This window comes from Helicobacter canadensis MIT 98-5491 (genome assembly GCF_000162575.1).
In the GTDB taxonomy this organism is placed as follows: domain Bacteria; phylum Campylobacterota; class Campylobacteria; order Campylobacterales; family Helicobacteraceae; genus Helicobacter_D; species Helicobacter_D canadensis.
In genome coordinates, this window is the sequence record NZ_CM000776.2 from 179,888 (window position 1) to 204,795 (window position 24,908).

The following is a 24,908-nucleotide window of genomic DNA, read 5'->3' on the forward strand; positions in this document are numbered from 1 at the left end:
TAATCCAAAAAAATTTTAATTCTTTAAGGTGTAAAATACAATGAGCTTTTTCCCAAAAACATTATCCTTTGTAGTGGCGGCTTTTGCTTTATCAAGCAGTTTAAAAGCTGCAGAATTACCTATTATTAAAGAGATTCGCTATGAAGGGTTAAATTACATTTCCCCTTTGATTGCTAATGAAATTGCAAAGATTAAAATTAATGAAGTAATGGATATTGAAAGTGTGAATAAAAGTATCGTTAATTTCTATGAACAAGGGTATTTTAAAGATATTTGGATTACAGAAGAAAATGGAATCTTAACTTATCATTTTGTGGAAAAGCCTGTAATTGCAAGCTTGGTAGTGAGTGGATATGGTGCAGGAAAAGATCAATCGGTTCTTGATAAAGAAATAGGGCTTAAAAAGGGTGATGTTTATGATGAGATAAAAATTGCCAATACGCGTAAAAAGATTATTTCACTTTTGGAATCTCAAGGATACTATAATACCGTTGTGGAGGTAAAAACAGAAGAAATTTCACAAAATGCACTCAAAGTAACGCTAGAGATTAATAAGGGTGAAGAAATTATCATTAGAAAAGCAAATTATTATGGCAGGGAAGAATTAAAAGTTTCGCGTATTGAGGCATCTACTGCCAATAAAGAGCGAGATTTCATTGGTTGGATGTGGGGGTTTAATAGCGGTAAATTGCAAATTAATGAAATTGAAAATGATGCCCTTAGAATCCGCGATCTTTATATGCAAAAAGGCTTTTTGGATGCAGAAGTGGATACGCCTTTTTTGCGAACAGATTTTACGACTTATAATGCTGAATTAGATTTTTATATCAAGGAAGGGCAACTTTATAAGGTTTCTGGCGTTGATATTGTTTTAGAAGAAGATGTGATTCCACTAGAAGATCTTTATGATATTGTGCATTTAAAAAAAGGTAAAAAATTTAATATTAGCACGATGCGTAAAGATGTGGAAGCAATTAAGTATAAAATTGGGGATTTGGGCTATGCCTTTACTCGAGTAACTCCTGATTTGGATAAGAATCAAGAGAATGCAGAAGTGCGGGTAGTTTATTATATTCAGCCAGGCAAAAAAGTAAAGGTGCGTGATGTTTTGATTTCAGGTAATTCTAAGACGCTTGATAGGGTGATTCGTAGAAATGTATTGTTAGCCCCAGGTGATCAATATGAAATGAGTAAGATTGAGCGTTCTAAAAATGCGATTATGAGAACAGGTGGCTTTGATAGTGTGGATATTGAAGAAAAGCGGGTTGATGAGGAAAATATTGATTTGCTTGTGAATGTTAAAGAGGGTAAGACAGGAGAATTCACCTTTGGTGTAGGGTATGGAAGTTATGATGGAATAATGGGAAGTGCATCTATCAAAGATAGAAATATTTTTGGGACAGGGCTAACAGCTGGACTTTATTTTGATAAGAGTGAGATTTCTACTTCTTATCGTGTGAATCTTTATAATCCTGCGGTTTTGGATAGTAATTATAGTCTTTCTACAGATGTTTATCAAACAGATTATGTGGATTATGATTATCGTGAAGTTACGCAAGGGATTAGCCTTGTTGGTGGGCGGAGAATCACTGATACATTAGAAGCAAGTATGGGTTATACTTATCAAAAATCTAAACTTTCAGAATTTAATAATCCTTTTTATAGTCGCTATTATAAGGGAGAGTATATTAAGTCTTCTGTGATTCCTGGGCTATATTTTGATAATACTGATTCTTACTTCTTTCCCAAAAATGGTTGGAAAGCAGGCGGTTCTTTAGAATATGCAGGAGTGGGAGGAGATGCTAAATTTTGGAAGTATTTTGGAAATTTATATTATTTTAAATCTTTAGAGGATTGGACAGATTTGGATTTGATATTTAGATTTAGATCTAAGTTTGGATATATTGATGATAATGGTTATGTCCCAATTAATGAAAGATTTTATTTAGGGGGTGTTAGCTCATTAAGAGGTTTCCAAAGTAACTCTATTACGCCACGCGATAAATATGGAGTGAGGATTGGTGGGAATCAAACACTTTATGGTTCAGTGGAGTTAAGTTATGGGTTATTTGAGACGGTGCAAATGCGATTGAGTGCATTTTATGATTATGGTATGTTAGGAGAGGATAAACTTACACAGATTCAGCGTGATTCTGTGGGTGTAGCTTTGGAGTGGATTTCGCCTATTGGAGCCATTACTTTTATTGTTCCTAAAGCGCTCAATCCTAAAAAGGGTGATGATACCTCTTCTTTTGAATTTACAATGGGGCAGAGATTTTAAGATGACAATGCAAGAAAAAATAGATAGAGCAATCGTTAGGACTAAGATTCCGCGTGTGAGCAAGGAAGAAATTTTGGATTTAATGCAAAATGCTTCTTTGAAAGAATTAGGTGAGAGAGCCTTTAGAGTAAAGCAGGTTTTGCACCCAGATAATATTACAACTTTTGTGGTGGATAGAAATATTAACTACACTAATATTTGTTGGGTGGATTGTAAGTTTTGTGCTTTTAAGCGTAAAATTAATGAAAGTGAGACTTATATCCTTAGTTTTGAAGAAATTGATAAGAAAATTGAAGAATTGCTTGCCATTGGTGGGACACAAATACTTTTTCAAGGTGGGGTGCATCCAAGTCTTAAAATAGAATGGTATGAAGATTTGGTTTCACATATTTCGCAAAAATACCCTCAAATCACGGTGCATGGGTTTTCTGCTATTGAGATTAATTACATTGCAAAAATCTCTAAAATTCCTATTAGTGAAGTATTGAAAAGACTTCAAAAATGTGGATTAGCTTCAATTCCTGGTGCAGGAGCAGAGATTTTAAGCGATAGAGTGCGTGATGTCATAGCACCTAAAAAGCTAGATAGCGATGAATGGATAGAGGTGCATAGAGAAGCCCACAAAATTGGAATGAGAAGCACTGCTACAATGATGTTTGGAAGTGTGGAGAATGATTTAGATATTATTGAGCATTGGGAGAGAATCCGTAATATTCAAGATGAGACTAATGGTTTTAGAGCATTTATTTTATGGAGTTTTCAACCTGCTTTCACGCCTTTACAAAAGGAATTTCCAACAATTCATAAAGCTTCATCAAATCGTTATTTGAGGCTTTTAGCTTGTAGTCGAATCTTTTTGGATAATTTTCAAAATATTCAAAGTAGTTGGGTAACACAGGGTTCTTATATTGGGCAACTTGCATTGCTTTTTGGGGCTAATGATTTGGGTAGCACGATGATGGAAGAAAATGTTGTCGCTGCAGCAGGTGCTAGAAACTCAATGAATCAAGCCGAAATGATTGCTTTGATTAAAGATGTGGGCGAGATTCCAGCTAAACGCAATACAGCTTATGATATTTTGGAGACTTTTTAGCAATGAAGAAAATTTTAGTGATTTTTTTAAATTTATTATTTCTCAAAGGATTTTTAATGGCAGTGGAATTAAAAAAAATGGAAGTTAAAGGGGTGGAGATTCCTATTTTATGTGAGAAAAATTCACAACTTCCTTTATTTTTTATTCAAATTGTTTTTAAGGGTGCAGGTGGAGTTAGCAATCAAAAAAATTATGGATTATCTGATGTGGTAAGCTCACTTTTAAATGAAGGGACACAAAAGCTTGGTGTAACTAAGTTTGCACAAAAGTTAGAGGAGAAAGCCTTAAGTTTAAGTGTGGGAAGTGGGCTAGAGACAATGAGTTTTACATTAAGTGGAATGAGCAAAGAGCAAGAAAGTGGATTAAAATATTTAAAAGATTTAATGCAAGATCCAAATTTTACTCCCAAGGCTTTACAAAAAGTAAAAGAAAATTCACTCATTGGAATCTTAGAGAAAGAAAATGACTTTGATTATCAAGCTAATCGTGCTTTGAGTGCTATGTTGTTTAAAGGCAGTGTGCTAGAAAATCCATTAAGTGGGACTAAGGAAACTTTAGCGCAAATGTCTTTAGAAGAAATAGAGCAGTTTTATCATAAATATGTAAATTTGAAGTCTGCTATTGTGATTGTGGGCGGTGATGTGGATTATGCTAAAATAACTCGAAGTTTAGCAGATCTTTTAGCAATTCTTCCAGTAGGAGATTCTGTAGAGATTAAGCCATTTAGTGCTAATGATAAGCCTCAAACAAAGCGTCAGATTAAGGAAACTAAGCAAGCTTATATTTATTTTGGATCGCCGCTTAATGTGGAGAATCTTCAAAAAGAAAGTGCGTTAATTAAGGTGGCTTCTTTTGTGCTTGGGGGTAGTGGCTTTGGGAGTCGTATGATGGAAGAGGTGCGTGTAAAAAGAGGTTTAGCTTATTCTGCAGTAATGCGATTAGAAGCAGGGAAAACATTTTCTTATGCAAGAGGATATTTGCAAACGAGTTTAAAAAATGAAAAAGAAGCCCAAAAACTTGTGCAAGAAGTGGTTAATGAATTTGTGGAAAAAGGGATTAGTGAGCAAGAATTGCAAGAAGCAAAGCAATATTTGCTAGGCAGTGAGCCTTTGCGCAATGAAACGCTTTCTCAAAGATTAGGAAGTGCATTTAATAATTATTATAAAGGTCTTCCTTTGGATTTTAACGCACAGGTTTTGCAAGAAATTCAAAATCTTACTTTAAAAGAAGTGAATGATTATATTAAATCCCATAAAGAAATTACAAAACTTACTTTTAGTGTGGTGAGTGCAGATTGAATCTGCCAACCCTGCTTCCGCTAAATATTCAAAAACTTGGTGTAAAAAACTTTTTTGATTTTTGTTTAAAATTTACCCCAAAAGATTATTCCAATACAATTTTATCGCCTAAATTAATCGCCAATGCTCAAGCAGTCTTAGAAGTTGAAGTTTTAAGATATTCTAGTTTTAAAAATGCAAGAGTATTGTGTTATGCCCCATTACTCGATAAAGAGATTGAGTTGATGATATTTAATGCTAAAACTTATCATAAGTCTATTTTTAGAGTTGGTGAGAGACTTATTGTAAGTGGAAAAGTGCAGATTCAAGGTAGTTTTATTAGTGTGATTCAGCCAAAAGTGCTTAAGCAAACAGGAAAGATTCTGCCAAATTTTCATGCTAAGGGTGCTAGAGTTTTGTTATTACAAGAGTTTGTGGGGAGTTTGGATTTAGACTTGCTTTCTCAAGTTTATCCTAATATTCCCTTAGAGATTTTAGAAGCATTACTGCTGATTTTTCAACCTAATTTAGAATTTTTTGTAGAGTATAGCAAGAATCGTGGATTTTTTGGAAAAAATTTAGAAGCATTGAAGTTTGTAGAAATTTATGAATATATGCGGCAATTGCAGACTAAGAAAGTTGAATTTCCAAGTATTTGTGCTTTGAGAGGAGATTTTAGGCAATGGCAAGATAGTTTGCCTTTTAAGCTTACTAAGGGACAGGAGAAAGCGATTTTGGAGATTGCTAGTTCATTGAATTCTCAAAAATCTGCAAGACGAGTTATTGTGGGTGATGTGGGTTGTGGCAAGACGATGGTGATTTTTGCTAGTGTGCTTATAGCTTACCCCAAAAGAAGTGTGTTAATGGTTCCAACTTCGATTTTAGCCAAGCAAATCTATAATGAAAGTCAAAAATATCTGCCCAAAAATCTTAAGGTGGCATTATGGACACAAGGGGCTAAAAAGGGGGATTTGGAGCAAAGTGATTTTGTGATAGGCACACACGCATTGCTTTATCAAAAAATACAAAATTTTGCTTTAGTGATGATTGATGAGCAGCATCGATTTGGGACGGCACAGCGGAATACTTTGGAGAGAATGTTTGAGAAAAATCAAAAAAGACCTCATATTTTACAATTTTCTGCAACTCCAATTCCTAGAACTTTGGCAATGATTGAATCAGAATTCTTGGATTTTAGCTTTATTTTGGATTTACCTTTTAAAAAAGACATTACTTCAAGGGTGATAGCTAAAGCGGATTTTAAAGAGCTTATAGCACATATTCAAAGAGAAATTTCCCTTCAACATCAAGTTTTGATTATTTATCCTTTGGTAGAAGAGAGTAAAGCAATGGATTATGTTTCACTAAAAGAAGGTGAAGAGTTTTGGAGGCGTCATTTTAGTGGAGTTTATGTAACTCACGGCAAAGACAAGCTCAAAGAAGAGGTATTAGAAGAATTTAGAGATAAAGGAAATATTTTGTTAGCAACCACGGTGGTGGAAGTTGGAATTTCTTTGCCAAAACTTTCTACGATTGTGATTGTTGGAGCAGAACGCTTGGGATTGGCGACATTGCATCAATTGCGTGGGAGAGTGAGTAGGAATGGATTAAAGGGGTATTGTTTTTTATATTCTAATCAAGCTAACAATGAGCGTTTAAAGCGATTTTGTCAAATACAAAGCGGATTTGAAGTGGCTCAAATGGATTTAGAGTATCGCAATAGTGGTGATTTGCTAAGTGGAGAACAACAAAGTGGCAAACAATTTGAGTGGATTAATTTGGGGAGTGATGAAAAAGTGATTGAACTTGCTAAAGTAGCGTTAAAAAAGATGAATCAAGAAAATAGACAGAGAAATTAACCTCTGTCTTTTAGTCCTAGTTTTTCAATAAGGGTTGCATAGCGTTTGAAATCTTTTCCTTTAAGGTAGCTAAGCAATCTTTTTCTATGAGAAACGATTTTTCTTAAACCTAAACGACTAGAGTGATCTTTTTTATTCACTTTTAAATGTTCTGTTAGGGTTTTGATTCTATCGCTTAAAAGTGCGACTTGCACTTCAACTGAACCTGTATCTTTAGGATTTCTAGCAAAAGCAGAAGTAATTTCTCTTTTTTTCGCCGAATCTTGAGCCATAATAAGACCTCCTGATTGGTAATTTTAAAAGCTGTGATTCTAGCATAATTTTTTTGAAAAAAGATAAAATTTTTTAAATTTATATTGATTTTATTGGGTAAAAACGATTAAAATTACAGACTTATTATTTTTATTAGATTAAGTTTGGAGTGGGTTTGGCACAAGCAGGACAAAAAGCATCTTTTTTTAGTAAAATCTCGCCTTTTTTATCACAATTAACAGGTTCTAAAGATTTAACCGTTGTTTTCTTTATTGTGGCAATTTTGGCGATTATTATTGTTCCACTTCCAAGTGCATTACTTGATTTTTTCTTAGCAATCTCCATTGCACTTTCTGCTTTGATTATCCTTATAGCCCTTTATGTTAAAAAACCTACGGATTTTTCGGCTTTTCCTACTTTACTTTTGATTGTTACGCTTTTTAGGCTTTCATTGAACATTGCCACAACAAGAATGATTTTAAGTAATGGGCATTTAGGACCAGAGGCGGTGAGTGATATTATTACGGCTTTTGGGCAGTTTGTTGTGGGTGGAAATTATGTTATTGGAATCATTTTGTTTATCATTTTGGTAATTATTAACTTTATGGTTGTTACCAATGGTTCTACAAGGGTTTCAGAAGTTAAAGCTCGTTTTACGCTTGATGCAATGCCAGGGAAGCAGATGGCAATTGATGCGGATTTAAATACAGGATTAATTGGGCAAGAGGAAGCTAAAGCAAGGCGTGATGAATTGGCAGCGGAAGCGGATTTTTATGGTTCTATGGATGGTGCTAATAAATTTGTAAAGGGTGATGCTATTGCAGGAATCATCATCACGCTTATTAATATTATTGGTGGTTTTTTAATTGGGGTATTTCAGCGTGATATGAGTGTAGCAGATGCAGCCTCCACTTTTACTATTTTGACGATTGGAGATGGATTGGTTTCTCAACTTCCTGCTTTAATTGTCTCTACAGCAACAGGTATTATTGTAACGCGTTTTAGCAAAGAGGGAGAAAATTTCGCCTCTGGAATCATTGATCAGCTCATTAATGAATCAAAAACTCTAATGATTGTAGGTTGTATTTTATTAATGTTTGCTCTTGTTCCTGGATTGCCTACGCTTTCTTTGGGTTTTGTTGGGTTGATATTTTTATCTTTAGCGTTGCTTTTAAATAAACAAAAAGATGGAGAAGTGTGGAAATATGTTGAATCACTTTTCCAAAAAGTGCGTAAAAAAGAAACTCCAAGTGAGCAAACTACACTCCCTCAAAGACAGGCTAAAAGAGGAGGGCAAACTCCTCAAAATGCACAACAAGCAGCACCAAAACCACAACCCCAAGAAAGTGAAGAAGAACGCAAAAAAAGAGAAGAAGCCGAAATTGATAAAGCATTGAAAGTAAAAATCTTGCGTGTAGGGCTTGGTTATCAACTAATTAAATTTGCTGATCCTGCACAAGGTGGAGAATTAGTCAATAAGATTCGAGCAATTCGTAAAACTATGGCAACAGAGTATGGAATCTTAGTGCCTATGGTTCATTTAAGAGATGATTTGAATCTTGCACCTGATGAATACCAAATTTTGCTTAAAGAGATTGAAATCGGTAAGGGTAAGATTATGGTTGATAAATATTTAGCGATTGCTTCAAGTGGATTTGTGGGAGAATTGCCCGATGGGATTCCTACCAAAGAGCCAGTTTTTGGGTTAGATGCTTATTGGATTGATGAAGACAAAAAAGAAGATGCAATCATTGAAGGATATACAATCATCGATGGTGCCACGGTGATTTCAACGCACATTCAAGAGCTAATTAAACAATATGCCGAAGAATTACTCACGCGTCAAGAAGTTGCTAATCTCATTAGTAAGCTTGGGCAAGATTATCCGATTTTGGCAGAAGAGATTAAAGGCGTAGGAATTGGGAGCATCCAGCATATTTTAAAAGAATTATTACACGAGCAGATTCCTATTAAAGATATGCTAAGTATTGCTGAAGCTATTGCCGATGGTTATCCAGCATATAAGGCGGATTTGCCGACTTTGAGCGAATATGTAAGGGCGTGTCTAAAACGCCTAATTACGCATAATTTTCAAAGTGATGATGGAATCTTGCGGTATTTTGTGCTTTCACCTACTATGGAGCAGTTTTTGTTAGAAAAATTGCCCGATCAACAAAAAATCGGTCAAAGATTGCGTTTGAGTCCTACTGAATCACAAAGCCTTTTAGATGCAATTAATGTGGCTTATCAAAAAGGCGTTTCTATGGGGGCTGTGCCAACTATTATTGGCGGTGTGCCTATGGTGCTTAGAAAGCCTTTGGCAATCTTTTTGGAGCAATATGGTTTTGGGCGTAATATCGTAGTTTTAAGCACTGCAGAGATTGATTATCAAAGCAAATTTGAAATTTTGGGAAGTATTGATTTTCCAGTTTAAAGGAAAGAAATGCACTTTTTTCACCTCTCACATATTGATTTAGATGGCTATGGTTGTCAGCTTGTGAGCAATGAATTTTATAAAAACAAAGCTAGTCAAATCTTTTTTTATAATGCTAATTATGGCAAGGAAGTTTTGGCAAGATTGGAGCAGATTTTTAGAGATATTAGGAAAAATAAGGTTGAATCACATATTTTAATTAGTGATTTAAACTTGACTTTGAATGAATGTGAAGAGTTAAAAAAAGAGATTTTGGAGCTTAATTTAAATGGTTATCAAGTGAGTTATGAATTACTTGATCATCATAAAAGTGGGCAAGAGTGTGCGAATAAATTTGAGTGGTATGTGCTAGATACGAAGCGTTGTGCCACAAAAATAGTTTATGAGACATTATTGGAGAGATTTGGGATTGATGAGAGTGTGAGGGTATGGCTAGAGCCTATGGTGGAGATGATTAATAGCATTGATTTGTGGAATGAAGAGGGTTTTGCCTTTGAGTTTGGTAAGGTTGCAATGCGGTTAATCGTGGAATGCAAGGAAGTCAATCGTTTTATGTTTGATGATGAGGATAGAGCATATAAACTTGCCCTTTTGCGAGAATCAAGCCGTTTTTTGGGAGATGAGAGAGGGCATATTTTACTAGATAATGCGATTTTGGAGATGAAAAAATGCTATTTAAAAGGGAGTTTGCTTAGTGATACACTAGATAATCTTGTCTCGCGTTTTCAAAATGAGCTTTTAGGGCAAAAGGCTGATAAATGCAGTTTGTATTGTGGGAAATATCGAGGGTTTTTAAGTTATGGGATTGGTAATATTTCAGTTTTGGCAAATTTATTTTTAAAAACACACGCAGATTTTGATTTTTTTCTTGATGTGAGTGCAAGGGGAAATGTGAGTTTGAGAGCCAATGGGAATTGTGATGTGAGTGCAATAGCTAAGAAATATTTCAATGGAGGCGGACATCCAAACGCAAGTGGAGGAAAAATTGAGGATTTTAAAGAGAGCTTTATTTATGAGGATATTAAAGATTCTGTTGAGCAGGTCTTTAAAGATTGTTAAAAATGCTAGGAATGTTTGATGGTATTTAGTTCTTATATTTTTATTTTTGCTTTTTTGCCTGTAATGCTTGCAGGATTCTATGGCTTAAAATATTTTAATCAAAATTTTTTGGCAAAACTTTTTTTGGTGCTTGGTAGCTTGTTTTTCTATGCTTTTTGGGAGATAAAATATCTTGGAATTCTTTTGTTTTCAATTTTTGCAAACTATGGAATTGCTTTATTAATCCTAAAGAGCCTTTCTAAAAATAACTCTAAAAAGAATAATCAAGCTAAATTTTATCTTTATTTTGGAATCTTTTTTAATCTTGCATTGCTTGGATTTTTTAAATACACAGACTTTTTCTTAGAAAACTTTAATTTATTTTCTAAAATTTTTCAATTAGATTTTAGTATTCCTTTGCCTCACATTCTTTTGCCACTTGCCATTTCGTTTTTTACTTTTCAGCAGATTGCTTTTTTGGTGGATTGTTACAAGAAAATTGATGTTAAAGATTTAGAAGAAGATACTTTTTTAGGCGATTCTAGGATTGATTTTTTAGATTATTGTTTGTTTGTTAGTTTTTTTCCGCAACTTATTGCAGGTCCTATCGTGCATCATAAAGAAATGATGCCGCAATTCCAAACGCTTTTTTGCAATACTTGGATAGAGTGGGATAAGATTGCAAAAGGTGTGTTTATCTTTTCTATAGGTTTGTTTAAAAAAGTTTTTATTGCAGATAGCTTTGCAAAATGGGCGAATAATGGATTTAGCATAGTAGAAAATGGCGGATTTTTAAATATGGCAGAATCTTGGGTAACTTCGCTTTCTTATACCTTTCAGCTTTATTTTGACTTTAGTGGATATTGCGATATGGCAATAGGTTTGGGATTGTTTTTTGGAATCTTTTTACCAATTAACTTTAATTCGCCTTATAAATCACTCAATATTACGGAGTTTTGGAGAAAATGGCATATCACTTTGGGCAAGTTTTTAAAAGATTATCTTTATATCCCGCTAGGAGGGAATAAGGGCTCAAAGATTCTTACGCTTAGGAATCTTTTTATTGTTGCTTTTTTAAGTGGAATTTGGCATGGGGCTGGTTTTGGGTTTGTGATTTGGGGTGCATTGCATGGGATTGCAATGTGTTTGCATAGAGCTTATGGATATTTGTTAGAATCTTTTAATTGGCAAAAAAGCGCATTTTTGCAAAGCCGTTTTTATAAGATTCTCTGTTGGTTTCTTACTTTTAATTTTCTTAATCTCACTTGGATATTCTTTAGAGCAGAGAATTTACAAGGTGCTTTGAATTTATTGCAAGGAATGTTTGGAATTGTATGGGTAGAATTACCAGAAAAAGCAAGACATATCCCCAAACTTCTAGCACAGATTGAGGGAAGAAATGAAACATTATTTTATTTAATCATTGGGTTTATTGTGATTTTATGTGCAAAAAATAGCATTGAGCTTTTAGAGGATTTTAAGCCCTCATGGAAGAATGTTCTTTTTGCGGGAATTTTATTTTATGTTTCTATTGTTACGCTTAGTATAACTCCTTATGTAGAGTTTATCTATTTTAATTTTTAGGGATTTTATGAGTTATTTTAGATTTATTGTTTATTCGTTTGCATTTTTTATTTTATTGTCTTTTTTATCTTTGGGGTTAATTTATTTTTATGATCCTATGCAAATCTTCCATAAGAGTTTTTTAAAGGAAGAAAGATTTTTTGGTGAGATGCGATTAGGAGCTAGGGCTATTATTAAGCATTATGATTTTGATTCTTATATTTTGGGAACTTCAATGCTCCAAAATACCTCTGCAAAAGAAGCTAATAGGAAATTAGGAGGTAATTGGGTTAATATTTCTCCTGCTGCTAGCACTACCAAAGAGAGAGGAATTATTTTGAATTATTTATTTAGGTATCAAAACCCTAAGACTCTTATTTATTCTTTGGATGCTTTTGGTGATGAAGTTTCAACTAAGCCAAATTTTCGACTTCTTTATGATGAATCCTTTTTAAATGACTTTGAGGCTTATTTGAATGATAGATTTATCATCTGCACTTTAACTTTTAGCAAAAAAGAAAAATGCATTGGAAAAGAAAACCTAGAAACGCTTTTGCAATGGATTAGGGAAGAGAAGCACCAAAAAAGATTGGGTGGTTTTGAGAATTGGATCAAATACAATCCAGATATTTTTAAGCAAGAGTCATTAAAAAGCCTTCCGCAAAGTAAGCCTGTAGAATTTGATCTTAATCGCATTGATGTAAGTAAGGAGCAAGAGCTATTAGAAACTTTTCTCCTTTCTTTTATAAAAAAATATCCTAATACCCAATTTCATTTGATTTTACCCCCTTATTCAAGACTTCATTTTAAAATTAATCCTAAAGCGTTTATAGAGCGAAAAAAAATTACTTATTGGTTGCTTGAGCAAACAAAAGATTTAAAAAATGTTACAATCTATGGATTTGATACTTTAGATTACGCAGATGATATAGGAAATTATGCAGGAGATACTATTCATTATAAGAATGATATGAATTCTTTGGAGCTTGATTCAATACAAAATAAAAAGCATATTTTAACGCCTGATAATATAGAATCTTATTTTGATATTTTTGAGCAAAAAATCCAAGATTATGATTTAACGCCGCTAATTAATATTGTAAAAGATTCAAAAATATTAGAGAAATAAGCACTAAGGCTATCAAAAATAGCCAAGCAAAAGGGAGAAGATAATGAGCAAAGAGAGAATTAAGGAATTAGAAGAAGAGATTGAAGAGCTTTCTATTCAACTTAGTGATATGCTTTGTGTGGCACTTAAGCTCTCAGGTGTGGTTGAAGCCAAAATGCAAGAAGCGTTAGATGCTTATATTGATGGGCTTGATGAGGAGAGCTTGGAATATGGAGTGAAGGAAATTTTAGAAAATATTGAAAAGCTTAAAAAAAATAAGCCAGAATTTTTTGGAAAAAAGTAATGCTAGATTCAAAAGTTACAAAAAATGGTGTGGTTTTAGAATCTAGAATCAAAAGAATTGCGATTCTCTTTAGTGGAAATGGAAGCAATTTAGAAGCTTTAATTCGTAGCTTGAATGGGAAATATTTCAAAAAGCAGGGAAAATTTACTCCCAAAGATTCGCAAGGATTTTTGATTGGGGGATTAGAGTTTGAGTTTGTAGAGGCAACAAAAGAGGATCAAGGTGCATTTAGGGTTGAAGTTGTATTAGCTCTAAGTAATAAGGCAGAAGCTTATGGTTTGGAGCGTGCCAAGAGATTGGGTGTCAAAACACGGGTGCTAGAGAGCAAGAATTTTGCTAAGCGTGAAGATTTTGATAAAGAACTTGTTGGGATTTTAAGAGAATATGAGTTGGATTTATGCGTTTTGGCAGGATTTATGCGCATTTTAACTCCAGTTTTTACTTCTGCTATAAGGGCTATTAATATTCATCCATCGCTTTTGCCACTCTTTAAAGGGGCTAATGGAATCAAAGAAAGTTTTGATTCGGAGATGAAGTTAGGTGGGGTTAGCGTGCATTGGGTGAGTGAGGAGCTAGATAGCGGAGAGATAATCGCACAAGGGGTGATAGCTAAGCTTGAGAGTTTGGAGGCGTATGAAGCAGCAATTCACTGCTTGGAGCATTATTTGTATCCTTTAGCAGTGTTAGAGGTAATAAGTAGAGATGATTAAAAGAGATGAAAAAAATAAAAATTAGTGCGGTTTTGATTGTCAAAAATGCAGAAGCGACACTACAAGAATGCCTAGATTCTTTGCAAAACTTTGATGAAATTATTTTGCTTGATAATGGTAGTAGCGATAATACACAAAAAATCGCACAAGATTTTAATGTATTGCATAAGAATCTTAAGATTTATACAAGTGAATTTATTGGGTTTGGTGCGTTGAAAAATCTTGCTGTGAGTTATGCGAGTAATGATTGGATTTTTAGCATTGATTCAGATGAGGTCTTAGAATCTAATACCTTTGAGTTACTTGCAAAACTTTTTAGTAATTTAGAGGATTTTCCTCCTTCTTGCACTCTTATTGCAATGCCACGCAAAAATCTCTATAATGGCGAGTGGATTAAGGCTTGTGGGTGGTATCCTGATTTTGTAACACGCGTGTTTTGCAAGAATTACACGCGTTTTAATGATAATATTGTGCATGAAAGTATTGTGATACCTAAGGATGCAAAAGTGCTTAAGCTAGATTCTGGACTTAAGCATTATGCTTTTAATGGCATTTCCCATTTGCTTGAGAAAATGCAGCGTTATTCGACTCTTTGGGCACAGCAAAATGCCAACAAAGCTTCAAGCCCATTAAAAGCAATCATTCATGGAAGTTGGACATTCTTTAGGAATTATATCTTTAAAAAAGGCTTTTTATATGGTTACAAAGGCTTTGTGATTTCGGTGTGTAATGGACTTGGTGCTTTTTTTAAATATATGAAACTTTATGAAAATACTATTCAAAAACCCAAAAGCGTTTCGCTCATCATCACTACTTATAATCAAAAAGAAAAGTTAGCATTAGTTTTAGATTCTGTAAGGGATTTGTCTGTGTTGCCCACAGAAGTGCTGATTGCCGATGATGGTAGCAAAGAAGACACAAGAGAGCTAATAGAATCCTATGCACGCACCTTTCCTTGTCCGCTTAGGCATATTTGGCAAGAAGATAGGGGTTTTATGTTAAGTGCGATTCGTAACCAAGCCATAAAGGCAGCAAAAGGGGAGTATATCATTATCATTGATGGTGATATGATTCTTCATCCATTATTTGTTGCAGATCATTTGGCTTTTGCTACACCAAAGGTATTTTTGCAAGGCTCGCGCGTGATTTTGGATTCTCCTGCTTCACAAGCAATGCTAGAAGCAAGACAAAATAATCAAATAAAGGCTTATGAAAGTGCTTTTAATTTGGGAGGATTCAAAGCAAAGCGATGTAGGATTCTAGCACGAATTATTTTTGAATTTTCGCATTTAGATTCGAAGTTTTTTGATAAAAAAGATTTTATTAAGGGTATCCGAGGATGCAATATGAGCTTTTATAAATCCGATTGTGAAGCCATTAAGGGCTTTAATGAAAATTTTGTGGGTTGGGGGCGTGAGGATAGTGAGTTTGTTGCCCGATTTTTATTTAATGGTGGAGTGTTTAGACGATTGAAGTTTGCCGCAGTGGCTTATCATATTTATCACCCTGAAAATACGCGTGATATGCTAGAATCTAACCATAAAATTTATTTGCAAACTATCAAAGAAAAAAAGATTCTATGGTAATGGGTTGGGAGAAATTGAAAGTGAGATAGCAAAAATGAAGATTGTTTTGACAATTGGGGATCTTAGCATACGAGGTGGTGCAGAACGCGTGGTGGTGAATTTCGCTGAGACACTTTATGAGAATGGACATAGGGTTGAGATTTTGAGTTTTTATCGTTCTAATGAAACATTGCCCTATGCGATTTCACCGCAGATTAAAGTTAGCTTTATGCATAAAAAATCACAAGATTCTATGCGAAAAAAGCCATTATATAAACTTTATTATAAGATTTATGAAAGCTATCTTTTAAATAAAATGTATCCTAATGCTGATGTGATTATTTTTAACAATTCTCCCCATTTTCCTTTTTTTAAAAATCCTAAAACTTGCTATATTAAATTTGTGCATTCTGCATTTAAGCGTTTTTTGAAGCGATTTAATTCTTTTGATGCTTTGGTGGTTTTGAGTGGCAGACAAATTGAGATTTGGAAAAAATATCATCAAAATGTTGTGGTGATTCCAAATTTTATTAAAGCATTTTTAGATCAAACTTCAGATTTAAATCAAAAGAGAGTGTTGTGTGTTGGTAGGATTACCCCAAATGATGAAAAAGGATTTTTGCGACTTGTAGATATTTGGGAGATTGTGCAACAAAACTCTAAAAACAAAGAATGGAAGTTGTGTATCATCGCAGGAGTCGAATCACCAAAAGAAGAGCCTTTTAAAGAAAAGCTAGAGCGTAAAATTATTCAAAAAAACTTGCAAAATTCTGTGATTCTTAAGCCCTTTAGCAATGAGATTTACAAAGAATACTTACAAGCAAGTTTTTATGCTATGACAAGCTATGCAGAAGGTCTCCCTATGGTGCTTGTGGAGGCAAGTAGTTGTGGGCTACCTTGCATTGCTTTTGATATTAATACAGGACCAAGTGATATTATTGAAAATCGGGTGAGTGGATTTTTGGTGCAAGATGGAGATTTACAAGGCTATGCAAGAGCAATGCAGAAGCTTATGGAAAATGAAGAGCTAAGGCACAAAATGGGATCTAAGGCTAAAGAAATCGTGGAGGAAAAATTCTCTAAACGCAAAGTTTTGGAGCAATGGGAAGAATTATTTAAAGTTTTAAAAAATAAAAATAGAATCGCTTGAAAAATAAAAGCCAAAAAACAAAAATCCTTAAGTTAGGATTTTATTGCTTGTTTGTGGGTGGCATATTTTTTGTAGTGTTTCTTGATTTTATAGATTTTTGGGATGATGTTTAAGAGATTTTTATTGTGTTTTCTAGCATATAAAATCACTTCCCCAAGCACACAACAAAGCCCAAATTGCGAATCAGGTATCTTGGAGACTTCTTGTAAAAGTTTAGAATCATTATCGCTTTTTAGGAGTTTGGAGAGATTAAAATAACCTAAAAAGTTAGTGGTGTATAGCAGTGCATAATAGCCTAAAATAGCAAAGAGTTTATAATCGCTTATTTGTGATTTTTGTTTAAGCAGTTTGTCTCCAAAAATAGGGGTTTGTTGGGCATATTCCCACCAAATATCATTAATATTGTTTCCTTTGTAATCTTGATAGCTTTGGAGATATCGCCAAGGCTTCTCTCCATAATGCAATATTTTTGGGTTTTTAAAACTTTTATTAAAGGCTTCTCTTGTGTAGTTTAGGCGATTCTTGCATTCATCTTTGCAAAGGACATAAAGCAGGGTAATGCATTGAAAATTGTATGCAAAGGGGAGTTTCAAGCGTTTGTTTATAGGGATTGTGAAGTTAAGTAAATCTTGATCGGCGGCTTTAATATAGGTGCATTTTTTGGCTAGATTCTCACATTTCTCCCAAATTTGTTCTTTAATATATTGCTTGGAGTTTATCAGTAAAAATCCAGAATTAAAGTAATTTTCATCAAAATAAAAAGTTTTTTTATAGTTATTTTCTTGGTATTTGATTTTTCGATTCTTGGAACCACAATCGCCGATGATTCCAGCGATATTATCTTTCAAATCTAGGGCAAATAATTCCCTTAAATCACACAAAACAAGCATATCTGAATCTAAATAAAGGCATTTTTGCGGAGCGGGTTTGATGTAATCTTGCCATTTTAGGCGGTAATAGGGTAGGTGGCTACTATGGGCAGCACCTGAAATAGGGAAGTGAGCAAAATCTATGTCATTAATAATGTGAATTTGAAGAGTGCAGGGGTAAAAGGCACTAAGCTCTTGAATGAAGTTTTGAAGTTTGGTTTGTAAATCTTTGGGGATTGAATCGCTTAAAATATGAAAGACATAACCTTCGCTTTTGTCTAGTTTATCTAAGTTGTCGTATTGTAATCTTGGATAATCTAAGCTTGGCAAAGAATCGCTTGGGGTGGTGCAAAAATCTTTGAAGCTTTTTTGTGGATTGGTGTTTTTAATAATGCTTGTAATTAAAACGGCAGTGTAGGGAATGTAGTTTTTATCAGCGCTAAAGAAAATATGAAACATATTCAACCTTTAAATAAGGAATTATAGCGTATAATTATGGGTAAAATATGTTATGGTAGAATTACAATTAAAGTTAAATGAAATTTGTATCTATTAAATGTTTTGAATAATGGTGGGCATTATGAAAGGTATTGTTTTAGCAGGAGGAAGTGGGACTCGGTTGTATCCAGCAACTTTAGGAGTTTCAAAGCAACTTCTTCCTATTTATGATAAGCCAATGATTTATTATCCATTGTCTGTTTTAATGTTAGCACAGATTCAGGAAGTTTTGATTATTTCTACCCCAAAAGACACTCCGCGTTTTGAAGAAATATTTGGGGATGGAAGTTGGCTTGGGATGAAGATTAGCTATTGTGTGCAAAAATCTCCAGATGGTTTAGCACAAGGGTTAATTTTGGCAGAAGATTTTATTCAAAAAGATGAAATAGCTTTGATTTTGGGTGATAATGTGTTTTATGGGCAAGGGTTTTCACCTATGCTTTTAGAAGCAAAACAAAGAACAAAGGAAGGAATGGCAACTATTTTCCCTTATCGTGTTAAAAATCCTAAGAGTTTTGGAGTTGTAGAGTTTGATTCTAAAGGCAAGGTATTAAACATAGAAGAAAAACCACAGAATCCTAAAAGTAATTTTGCAGTTACAGGACTTTATTTTTATGATAATGAAGCTATTAGTATTGCAAAAAGTCTAAAGCCTTCATCGCGTGGGGAATTAGAAATTACGGATGTTAATAATGTCTATTTGAAGCAGGGTAAATTGTATGCACAAAGTTTGGGTAGAGGATTTGCTTGGCTTGATACTGGAACGCATGATAATCTTATTGAAGCTTCTAGTTTTGTGCAGACTATTGAGCTTAGGCAGGGTTATAAGGTGGCTTGTTTGGAGGAGATTGCTTATCATAATGGCTGGATTGGAGAGCAGCTACTTTTAGAGAGAGCAAGTCTTTTGAAAAAAAGTGGCTATGGAGATTATTTGAATAAGATTTTGGAGCAGGATATTTGAGGCGAAATATTTTAATAACAGGTGGTGCTGGATTTATAGGAAGCAATTTTATTATTTATTTTCTTGGTAAATATCCTTATTATAAAATCATTAATTTAGATTTATTGACTTACGCTGGAAAACTAGAGAATCTAAAAGAAATTGGGTGTAATGAGAATTATACCTTTATCCAAGGCGATATTTGCGATAGTGAGCTTGTGGCAAGAATTTTTAGTGAATATGAAATTACAGATGTGATTCATTTTGCAGCTGAATCGCATGTGGATAATTCTATTCTTAATCCTCAAGCATTTATTCAAACAAATGTTAATGGGACTTTTAACCTTTTGCATCATTCATATTTAAATTGGTTTGATTCTCCTAATAAACCAAAAACGGGCAAAGAAGATTGCGTGTTTCATCATATTAGCACCGATGAGGTTTTTGGAAGTTTGGGAGAGAGCGGATATTTTAGCGAAACCACTCCTTATGCACCCAATTCTCCTTATAGTGCTTCTAAGGCTTCTAGTGATATGTTAGTGCGTAGCTATCATCACACCTATGGGCTTAATACTTTCATTACTAATTGTTCTAATAATTATGGTCCTAAACAACACGATGAGAAGCTTATTCCGACAATTATTAGAAATGCTTTGAGGGGGAGTGAGATTCCAATTTATGGAGATGGTAAGAATATTAGAGATTGGCTTTATGTGGAAGATCATTGTAGGGCTATTGATCTTGTTTTTCATTCTAGATTTTTTGGAGAGAGCTTTAATATAGGGGGAAATAATGAAAAGAATAATTTAGAAATTGCGACTTTGATCTGTGATATTCTCGACAAAAAGAAACCGCAAAATAGAAGTTATAAAGAACAGATAGGTTTTGTCCAAGATAGAGCGGGGCATGATAGGCGATATGCTATTGATTCAAGTAAGATTTACAAAGTATTCAATTGGCAACCTCAAGAAAGTTTTGAGAGTGGGATTTTGAAGACCATCGATTGGTATCTTAGGGAGTATGAAGGTTTAGTTTATGGATTATAAAATATTAAATTTTGATGCAAAAAATGACAATAGAGGAAGTTTGATAGCATTAGAAAATTTAAAAGAAATTCCCTTTGAGATTAAAAGGATTTATTATATTTATGATACCAAGCCTGATTTTCCAAGAGGAGCTCACGCTCATAAAGAATTGGAGCAAGTTTTAATTATGATGGATGGAAGTTGTGAGATTGTCTTAAATGATGGGAGAAATGACAAAAGCATAATTTTGAATCGTCCAAATATAGGGCTTTTTATAGGTAAGAATATGTGGCGTGAGATGAGAAATTTTTCTTATGGGGCTAAACTTTTAGTTTTGGCAAGTGATTTTTACAATGAGAATGAATATATTAGGGATTATGATGAATTTTTGAGGATGGTAAATGATACATAAGTTAGCAGATGTTCAGAGTAAAAATATAGGGAGTGGCACAAGAATTTGGCAATTTTGCGTAGTTTTGCCTAATGCGATTATAGGTGAAAATTGCAATATTTGTTCGCATTCTAGTAAATCCAAAGTATTATTAAAATTAATTAATTGTTTTAAAGAGTTATGTAAATGATTAAATTGTGTATAGCAGGAAAAAATAACATTGCAGTTAATTCACTGGAATATATTCTGAAAAATCATTTTAAGCCAGATCAAGTTGCGGTCATACCAAACAAAAATGATTTTGGTGTTGATTCATGGCAAAAGTCACTATTGCATTATGCTTTTAATAATCATATAAAAGTTATAACTCTAGAAGAAGCATATGAATTAAAACAAATAATATTTTTTTCTTTGGAATTTGATCGAATAGTTAAAGTGGAAAAATTTAAATCAGATAAATTGTTTAATATGCATTTTTCTGCCCTTCCTAAATACAAAGGTGTTTTTACTTCTATTACGCCAATTTTAAATAATGAAGTTGAATCTGGTGTTACATTGCACTGTATAGACAATGGAATTGATACGGGAAATATAATAGATCAGTATATTTTTCCGATAAATATAAACGACACAGCAAGGGATCTTTATTTTAATTATTTGAGTTATGGAGAATACCTTTTTAAGAAAAATATTCAAAGAATAATAAATAATACTTATGAGAATTTCAAACAAAATAATATAAGCTCAAGTTACTTTTCAAGACAAGATATAAATATAAATCATAAAATTAACTTTAAAAAAACAAGCTTTGAAATACACAATCAAATTAGGGCTTTTATTTTTAAAGAGTACCAACTTCCAAGTATAAATAAAACAAAAATTATCAAATCAACTTTAACAAATGAATTTATAGGATATAATATGTTTGAAGAATTTGAGGAATATTTTATGATTTCAGGAATTGATGGATTTAAAATTATAGCGCAAAAATATAATGCAGAGTAAAGTTTTTGTACAGTTTTGTTCAAAGCGATTATAGATGAAAATTACAATATTTGTTCGCATTGTTTTATAGAAAATGATGTAAAAATTGGAAATAATGTTACAATTAAATGCGGAGTTCAAATTTGGGATGGGATAGAAATAGAGGATGATGTTTTTATAGGTCCTAATGTAACTTTTTGCAATGATAAATACCCAAGATCTAAGCAATATCCTAAAGAATTCTCTAAAACAATTATTAAAAAAGGTGCGAGTATAGGGGCAAATGCGACTATATTGCTGGGTATCACTATAGGAGAAAATGCTATGATAGGGGCTGGGGCTATTGTCACAAAAGATGTATTATCACATGTAACTTATTATTCTAAAATATAAAAGGTTTTTAGAGATGTTAAAAATTTCAATTTTAATGCCTTGTTATAATTCGGAGGAATTTTTGCAAAGAAGTATAAATTCTGTGCTTCAACAGGAATATGAAAATTGGGAATTAATTTGTGTAGATGATTGTTCAAAAGATGATACTTATAAGAAATTACAAGAATATGTTAGCAAAGACACTCGCATAAAAGCTATTAAAAGAGAGATAAATGGAGGATGTGCCGCTTCTTTGAATGTTTCTTTAGAGCAATGTAGTGGTGATTTTATATTTGTGCTAGGACATGATGATGAGATAAGCAGAGATTGCTTGCAAGGTTGCGTAGATAGATATTATGAAGTTGGGGAAGAGCTTGATGCTATTATACCTGATTGTTATTTTGTGTATCCAGACAATACAAGTGGAAAAAGTATTATAGGTATTTCAAATGATCTAAAAAGTAAAAATAGGATATTGAGCGGTATTGAGGCTTTTGAATTTAGCATATTTTGGAATATAGCTGGATTTGCTCTCTTTAGAGCTGACATTGTTAAGCAACATAAATTTTTAGAGGATTGCATGAATGGAGATGAGTATGCCGTAAGAATTTTTTTTCTAAATTCTAAAAAGGTAGCATTTTCTAAAAAAGGTAAGTATTTATATCATCAAGTACCTACAAGTGTTACTAAGAAAATGAGTCCCAAAAAGTTTGATATATTTCTTGTTTTTTTAAAGTTAGAAGAAGTAGCTAAAAGAAATCAGCTGAAAAAATCTTTGATAAAAAAGATAAATAGAGAGAGATACCAACAAATTCATAATCTATGGCAGGAATATCTTGAAAATAAAAATATTTTTACTAATGAAGAACAAAAAAGTATTGAAGCAAAATTTGATAAATACGAAGAATTATTAAAGCCTTATAAAGCATTTTGGATAGACTCTATATTAAGAAGAGAAAGGGGAAGAGGCTATAAAGCTTGGATTTTGTTTGATGTATTTAAAATTTATTATAATTAAGGCAGTTAATGAATCCTAAAATTTCTATTCTAACACCTTCTTTTAATCACGAGAAATACATTGGATTCTTCTTGCAGAGTGTTTTAGGGCAAACTTTTCAAAACTTTGAACTTATTATTGTGGATGATTGTTCTTGGGATAAAAATTTAGAAGAAATTAAAAAGTTTAAAGATGAAAGAATAAAGCTCATTAGGCATGATTATAATAAAGGAATCAATGCTGCCTTAAATACTGCTTTTGAAAATTCTAGTGGTGAAATTTTGGTTTTCTGTGCTAGTGATGATATGCTAGAGAGAGATGCTTTAGAAAAGATTTATCAAGCTTTTGAAGAGACACATGTTGATGTAGTTTATCCTGGCGTTAAAGTGATAGATGAAAACAATATGATTTCGCAATCAAAAAAGATAGAAATGCGATATAAAGAGCCTCTGGAAATTCTTAATTATATGTTTTTTGAGGGTAATTGCTTGATGTCTGTTGGAATGTCTATAAAAAGGCAAGCATTTAGAGATATTTATCCCTTGCCACTTGGGCTTTGTAATCATCAAGATACCTTTATGCACATTAATTTATTGCTTAATGGAGCAAAGATTTTATTTTTACAAGATGAGGTGATTTTGTATAGAATGGCAGGTGATCAAACAAGCATTAGTGCGCGAAAAAATGTTACTCTCACTAGAGAAAACCTTGAAATAGAATCTTTAATGGATAGTTTTTTGCGCGTTAAAGATATTGAACTTTTGAAAAAAATTTTTAAAAACGAGATTCAAAATACAGGGATTATGCCTTATGAAGATACAATTGAATTTTTCTTAGGAAGAATGGCTATGTATTCTTCTCAAAGAGTGAGAAAATATTGGGGTTATCATAAAATTTTAGAGTTTTATAATAAGAGTAATAACTCCAATATTCTAAAGACAAGATATAATTTTAATTTCAAAGACTTGTTAGGATTAGCGGAGCTATGTGATAGTGATATGATGATTAAAAAATACAGGAAATACAGGAAGCTATTTAAAGGTAGTCTTGTATTTTGTGGTATTTTAATAATGGTAATTGTTGGAATTATTTTGTGGAGGTAGATCTTGATTAAATTTTTGGATTTACATAAAATTAATCAGCGTTTTAAGAGTGAAATTGACTTAGCCATTAGGGAGGTTTTGGAGAGCGGTTGGTATCTTTTGGGAGAGAAAAATAAAGCCTTTGAAGAAAACTTTGCTAAATATTGTGAGACAAAATTTAGTGTGGGATGCGCAAATGGTCTTGATGCATTACACTTAGCTATCCGAGCTTATGACTTCCCCAAAGATTCGGAGATAATAGTACCAGCTAACACTTACATTGCCTCAATTTTGGCAATTAGCAATTGTGGGTTGAAGCCTATTTTGGTAGAGCCAAATTTAGAGACTTATAATATTGATGCGGATTTGATTGAAGCTAAAATTACAGAGAAGACAAAAGCTATTGTGGTTGTTCATTTGTATGGTCAAGCAGTTGAAATGGAGAAAATTTGGGAACTTGCTAAAAAATATAATTTAAAAATTATTGAGGATTGCGCACAAGCTCATGGAGCAATATACCAAGGTAAAAAAGTTGGGAATCTAGGGGATATAGGGTGTTTTTCTTTTTATCCTGGTAAAAACTTAGGGGCATTAGGTGATGGTGGGTGCATTACTACCAATGATGAAGAAATGGCAACAAAGATTAGGGCAATAGCAAATTATGGTTCTTTAATAAAATATGAAAATATTTATAAAGGTTTAAATTCTAGGCTTGATGAGATTCAAGCTGCTATATTGGATCTTAAATTGCAATTTTTAGATGCAGACAATCAGCAAAGAAGAGAAATCGCTAAAATTTATAGAGAAAATATTAAAAATGAGAAAATTATTTTGCCAAAACCATATGAGGAAGAATCGCATGTTTGGCATTTGTTTGTTATACGCACGAAAGATAGGGATAAATTGCAAGAATACTTAAAGATTAAAGGCATTCAAACACTAATTCACTATCCTATTCCACCACATAAGCAGAATGCTTATAAGGAGTGGAATAATCTTAGTTTTCCTATTACAGAGAAGATTCACAAAGAAGTGCTATCTCTACCTATTTCGCCAGTAATGAATAAAGAAGAAGCTTTTTATATTGCGCAGATTTTGAATGAATTTTAAACTTGT

The 24,908-nt window shown here is 33.1% G+C and carries 21 protein-coding genes and 2 pseudogenes; 21 read left to right on the forward strand and 2 right to left on the reverse strand.

The annotated features are described in order from the left end of the window. Positions 1-40 precede the first annotated feature (40 nt). The 4 genes from bamA to recG are packed head-to-tail and all read left to right on the forward strand — an operon-like array spanning position 41 to position 6,510. Entirely contained in the window at positions 41-2,281 is a 2,241-nt protein-coding gene (gene bamA, locus HCAN_RS00950; protein WP_006655981.1) for an outer membrane protein assembly factor BamA, read from the forward strand. Continuing rightward, on the forward strand, positions 2,253-3,374 hold the full coding sequence (locus HCAN_RS00955; protein ID WP_373973608.1) for a dehypoxanthine futalosine cyclase: 1,122 nt from the start codon (positions 2,253-2,255) through the stop codon (positions 3,372-3,374). Before bamA ends, HCAN_RS00955 begins: the two co-directional genes overlap by 29 nt. 56 nt (positions 3,375-3,430) lie before the next feature. Then, positions 3,431-4,672 carry a M16 family metallopeptidase gene (locus tag HCAN_RS00960; protein WP_006655979.1) on the forward strand — a complete coding sequence of 414 codons (1,242 nt, stop codon included), beginning with the start codon at positions 3,431-3,433 and terminating at the stop codon, positions 4,670-4,672. Continuing rightward, complete coding sequence (gene recG / locus HCAN_RS00965; RefSeq protein ID WP_006655978.1) at positions 4,669-6,510, forward strand: ATP-dependent DNA helicase RecG; 1,842 nt, start codon at positions 4,669-4,671, stop codon at positions 6,508-6,510. The genes HCAN_RS00960 and recG overlap by 4 nt, the downstream gene beginning before the upstream one ends. Here recG and rpsO read toward each other — a convergent pair. Then, positions 6,507-6,782 (reverse strand): 30S ribosomal protein S15, encoded by a 276-nt coding sequence (gene rpsO, locus HCAN_RS00970; RefSeq protein ID WP_006655977.1) that lies wholly within the window; start codon positions 6,780-6,782, stop codon positions 6,507-6,509. The two genes, recG and rpsO, sit on opposite strands and share 4 nt — an antisense overlap. A gap of 155 nt (positions 6,783-6,937) precedes the next feature. Here rpsO and flhA point away from each other — a divergent pair, with 155 nt between their 5' ends. From flhA to HCAN_RS01010, 8 genes are read left to right on the forward strand one after another with little or no spacing between them, the layout of a single operon-like run. Next, entirely contained in the window at positions 6,938-9,196 is a 2,259-nt protein-coding gene (gene flhA / locus HCAN_RS00975) for a flagellar biosynthesis protein FlhA (protein WP_006655976.1), read from the forward strand. A 9-nt stretch (positions 9,197-9,205) separates the two neighbouring features. Further along, a complete protein-coding gene (locus HCAN_RS00980; protein ID WP_006655975.1) occupies positions 9,206-10,255 on the forward strand; it encodes a DHH family phosphoesterase in 1,050 nt (349 codons plus the stop codon). Between the two features lie 18 nt (positions 10,256-10,273). After that, positions 10,274-11,818, forward strand: a complete 1,545-nt coding sequence (locus tag HCAN_RS00985) for an MBOAT family O-acyltransferase (protein ID WP_006655974.1) — start codon at positions 10,274-10,276, stop codon at positions 11,816-11,818. Between the two features lie 7 nt (positions 11,819-11,825). Beyond that, positions 11,826-12,926 (forward strand): hypothetical protein, encoded by a 1,101-nt coding sequence (locus HCAN_RS00990; protein ID WP_006655973.1) that lies wholly within the window; start codon positions 11,826-11,828, stop codon positions 12,924-12,926. A gap of 43 nt (positions 12,927-12,969) precedes the next feature. Next, entirely contained in the window at positions 12,970-13,209 is a 240-nt protein-coding gene (locus tag HCAN_RS00995) for a hypothetical protein (RefSeq protein ID WP_006655972.1), read from the forward strand. After that, the gene (purN, locus tag HCAN_RS01000) at positions 13,209-13,919 is read left to right on the forward strand and encodes a phosphoribosylglycinamide formyltransferase (RefSeq protein WP_006656704.1); all 711 of its coding nucleotides are present in this window, start codon (positions 13,209-13,211) and stop codon (positions 13,917-13,919) included. The genes HCAN_RS00995 and purN overlap by 1 nt, the downstream gene beginning before the upstream one ends. 5 nt (positions 13,920-13,924) lie before the next feature. Continuing rightward, positions 13,925-15,505 (forward strand): glycosyltransferase family 2 protein, encoded by a 1,581-nt coding sequence (locus HCAN_RS01005; protein WP_006655970.1) that lies wholly within the window; start codon positions 13,925-13,927, stop codon positions 15,503-15,505. A 34-nt stretch (positions 15,506-15,539) separates the two neighbouring features. Beyond that, on the forward strand, positions 15,540-16,634 hold the full coding sequence (locus HCAN_RS01010) for a glycosyltransferase family 4 protein (RefSeq protein ID WP_006655969.1): 1,095 nt from the start codon (positions 15,540-15,542) through the stop codon (positions 16,632-16,634). A 32-nt stretch (positions 16,635-16,666) separates the two neighbouring features. Here the strand turns inward: HCAN_RS01010 and HCAN_RS01015 are convergent, their stop codons facing one another. Beyond that, positions 16,667-17,962 (reverse strand): glycosyltransferase family 8 protein, encoded by a 1,296-nt coding sequence (locus tag HCAN_RS01015; protein ID WP_006655968.1) that lies wholly within the window; start codon positions 17,960-17,962, stop codon positions 16,667-16,669. Between the two features lie 121 nt (positions 17,963-18,083). Between HCAN_RS01015 and rfbA the strand changes: the two genes are divergently transcribed. The 9 genes and pseudogenes from rfbA (at position 18,084) to HCAN_RS01060 (ending at position 24,902) form a co-directional block, all read left to right on the forward strand. Further along, positions 18,084-18,962: a glucose-1-phosphate thymidylyltransferase RfbA gene (gene rfbA / locus HCAN_RS01020; protein WP_006656705.1), complete on the forward strand. Its 879-nt coding sequence runs from the start codon at positions 18,084-18,086 to the stop codon at positions 18,960-18,962. Next, positions 18,959-19,987 carry a dTDP-glucose 4,6-dehydratase gene (gene rfbB, locus HCAN_RS01025; protein ID WP_006655966.1) on the forward strand — a complete coding sequence of 343 codons (1,029 nt, stop codon included), beginning with the start codon at positions 18,959-18,961 and terminating at the stop codon, positions 19,985-19,987. Before rfbA ends, rfbB begins: the two co-directional genes overlap by 4 nt. Continuing rightward, positions 19,977-20,378, forward strand: a complete 402-nt coding sequence (locus HCAN_RS01030) for a sugar 3,4-ketoisomerase (protein WP_006655965.1) — start codon at positions 19,977-19,979, stop codon at positions 20,376-20,378. The genes rfbB and HCAN_RS01030 overlap by 11 nt, the downstream gene beginning before the upstream one ends. Beyond that, positions 20,368-20,487: pseudogene (locus HCAN_RS01035) on the forward strand (hypothetical protein); the annotation flags it as partial. The gene HCAN_RS01030 and the pseudogene HCAN_RS01035, both read left to right, overlap by 11 nt. A gap of 56 nt (positions 20,488-20,543) precedes the next feature. Then, on the forward strand, positions 20,544-21,362 hold the full coding sequence (gene wlaRD, locus HCAN_RS01040; protein WP_006655963.1) for a dTDP-3,6-dideoxy-3-amino-D-glucose N-formyltransferase WlaRD: 819 nt from the start codon (positions 20,544-20,546) through the stop codon (positions 21,360-21,362). Positions 21,363-21,365: 3 nt separating this feature from the next. Further along, a pseudogene (locus HCAN_RS01045) lies at positions 21,366-21,734 on the forward strand (acyltransferase); the annotation flags it as partial. Between the two features lie 13 nt (positions 21,735-21,747). Next, a complete protein-coding gene (locus HCAN_RS01050) occupies positions 21,748-22,731 on the forward strand; it encodes a glycosyltransferase family 2 protein (RefSeq protein WP_006655961.1) in 984 nt (327 codons plus the stop codon). 8 nt (positions 22,732-22,739) lie between these two features. Then, the gene (locus tag HCAN_RS01055; RefSeq protein ID WP_006656706.1) at positions 22,740-23,813 is read left to right on the forward strand and encodes a glycosyltransferase family 2 protein; all 1,074 of its coding nucleotides are present in this window, start codon (positions 22,740-22,742) and stop codon (positions 23,811-23,813) included. Between the two features lie 3 nt (positions 23,814-23,816). Next, positions 23,817-24,902, forward strand: coding sequence for a DegT/DnrJ/EryC1/StrS family aminotransferase (locus tag HCAN_RS01060; protein ID WP_006655959.1), 1,086 nt, complete (start codon positions 23,817-23,819; stop codon positions 24,900-24,902). Positions 24,903-24,908 lie beyond the last annotated feature (6 nt).

What these genes read in the sequence shown, in the direction of transcription:
- bamA (WP_006655981.1), top strand. Translation starts at nt 41, where the DNA reads ATGAGCTTTTTCCCAAAAACATTATCCTTTGTAGTGGCGGCTTTTGCT.
- HCAN_RS00960 (WP_006655979.1), top strand. Translation starts at nt 3,431, where the DNA reads ATGGCAGTGGAATTAAAAAAAATGGAAGTTAAAGGGGTGGAGATTCCT.
- rpsO (WP_006655977.1), bottom strand. Translation starts at nt 6,782, where the DNA reads ATGGCTCAAGATTCGGCGAAAAAAAGAGAAATTACTTCTGCTTTTGCT.
- HCAN_RS00980 (WP_006655975.1), top strand. Translation starts at nt 9,206, where the DNA reads ATGCACTTTTTTCACCTCTCACATATTGATTTAGATGGCTATGGTTGT.
- HCAN_RS00985 (WP_006655974.1), top strand. Translation starts at nt 10,274, where the DNA reads ATGGTATTTAGTTCTTATATTTTTATTTTTGCTTTTTTGCCTGTAATG.
- HCAN_RS00990 (WP_006655973.1), top strand. Translation starts at nt 11,826, where the DNA reads ATGAGTTATTTTAGATTTATTGTTTATTCGTTTGCATTTTTTATTTTA.
- HCAN_RS00995 (WP_006655972.1), top strand. Translation starts at nt 12,970, where the DNA reads ATGAGCAAAGAGAGAATTAAGGAATTAGAAGAAGAGATTGAAGAGCTT.
- purN (WP_006656704.1), top strand. Translation starts at nt 13,209, where the DNA reads ATGCTAGATTCAAAAGTTACAAAAAATGGTGTGGTTTTAGAATCTAGA.
- HCAN_RS01005 (WP_006655970.1), top strand. Translation starts at nt 13,925, where the DNA reads ATGAAAAAAATAAAAATTAGTGCGGTTTTGATTGTCAAAAATGCAGAA.
- HCAN_RS01010 (WP_006655969.1), top strand. Translation starts at nt 15,540, where the DNA reads ATGAAGATTGTTTTGACAATTGGGGATCTTAGCATACGAGGTGGTGCA.
- HCAN_RS01015 (WP_006655968.1), bottom strand. Translation starts at nt 17,962, where the DNA reads ATGTTTCATATTTTCTTTAGCGCTGATAAAAACTACATTCCCTACACT.
- rfbA (WP_006656705.1), top strand. Translation starts at nt 18,084, where the DNA reads ATGAAAGGTATTGTTTTAGCAGGAGGAAGTGGGACTCGGTTGTATCCA.
- HCAN_RS01030 (WP_006655965.1), top strand. Translation starts at nt 19,977, where the DNA reads ATGGATTATAAAATATTAAATTTTGATGCAAAAAATGACAATAGAGGA.
- wlaRD (WP_006655963.1), top strand. Translation starts at nt 20,544, where the DNA reads ATGATTAAATTGTGTATAGCAGGAAAAAATAACATTGCAGTTAATTCA.
- HCAN_RS01050 (WP_006655961.1), top strand. Translation starts at nt 21,748, where the DNA reads ATGTTAAAAATTTCAATTTTAATGCCTTGTTATAATTCGGAGGAATTT.
- HCAN_RS01055 (WP_006656706.1), top strand. Translation starts at nt 22,740, where the DNA reads ATGAATCCTAAAATTTCTATTCTAACACCTTCTTTTAATCACGAGAAA.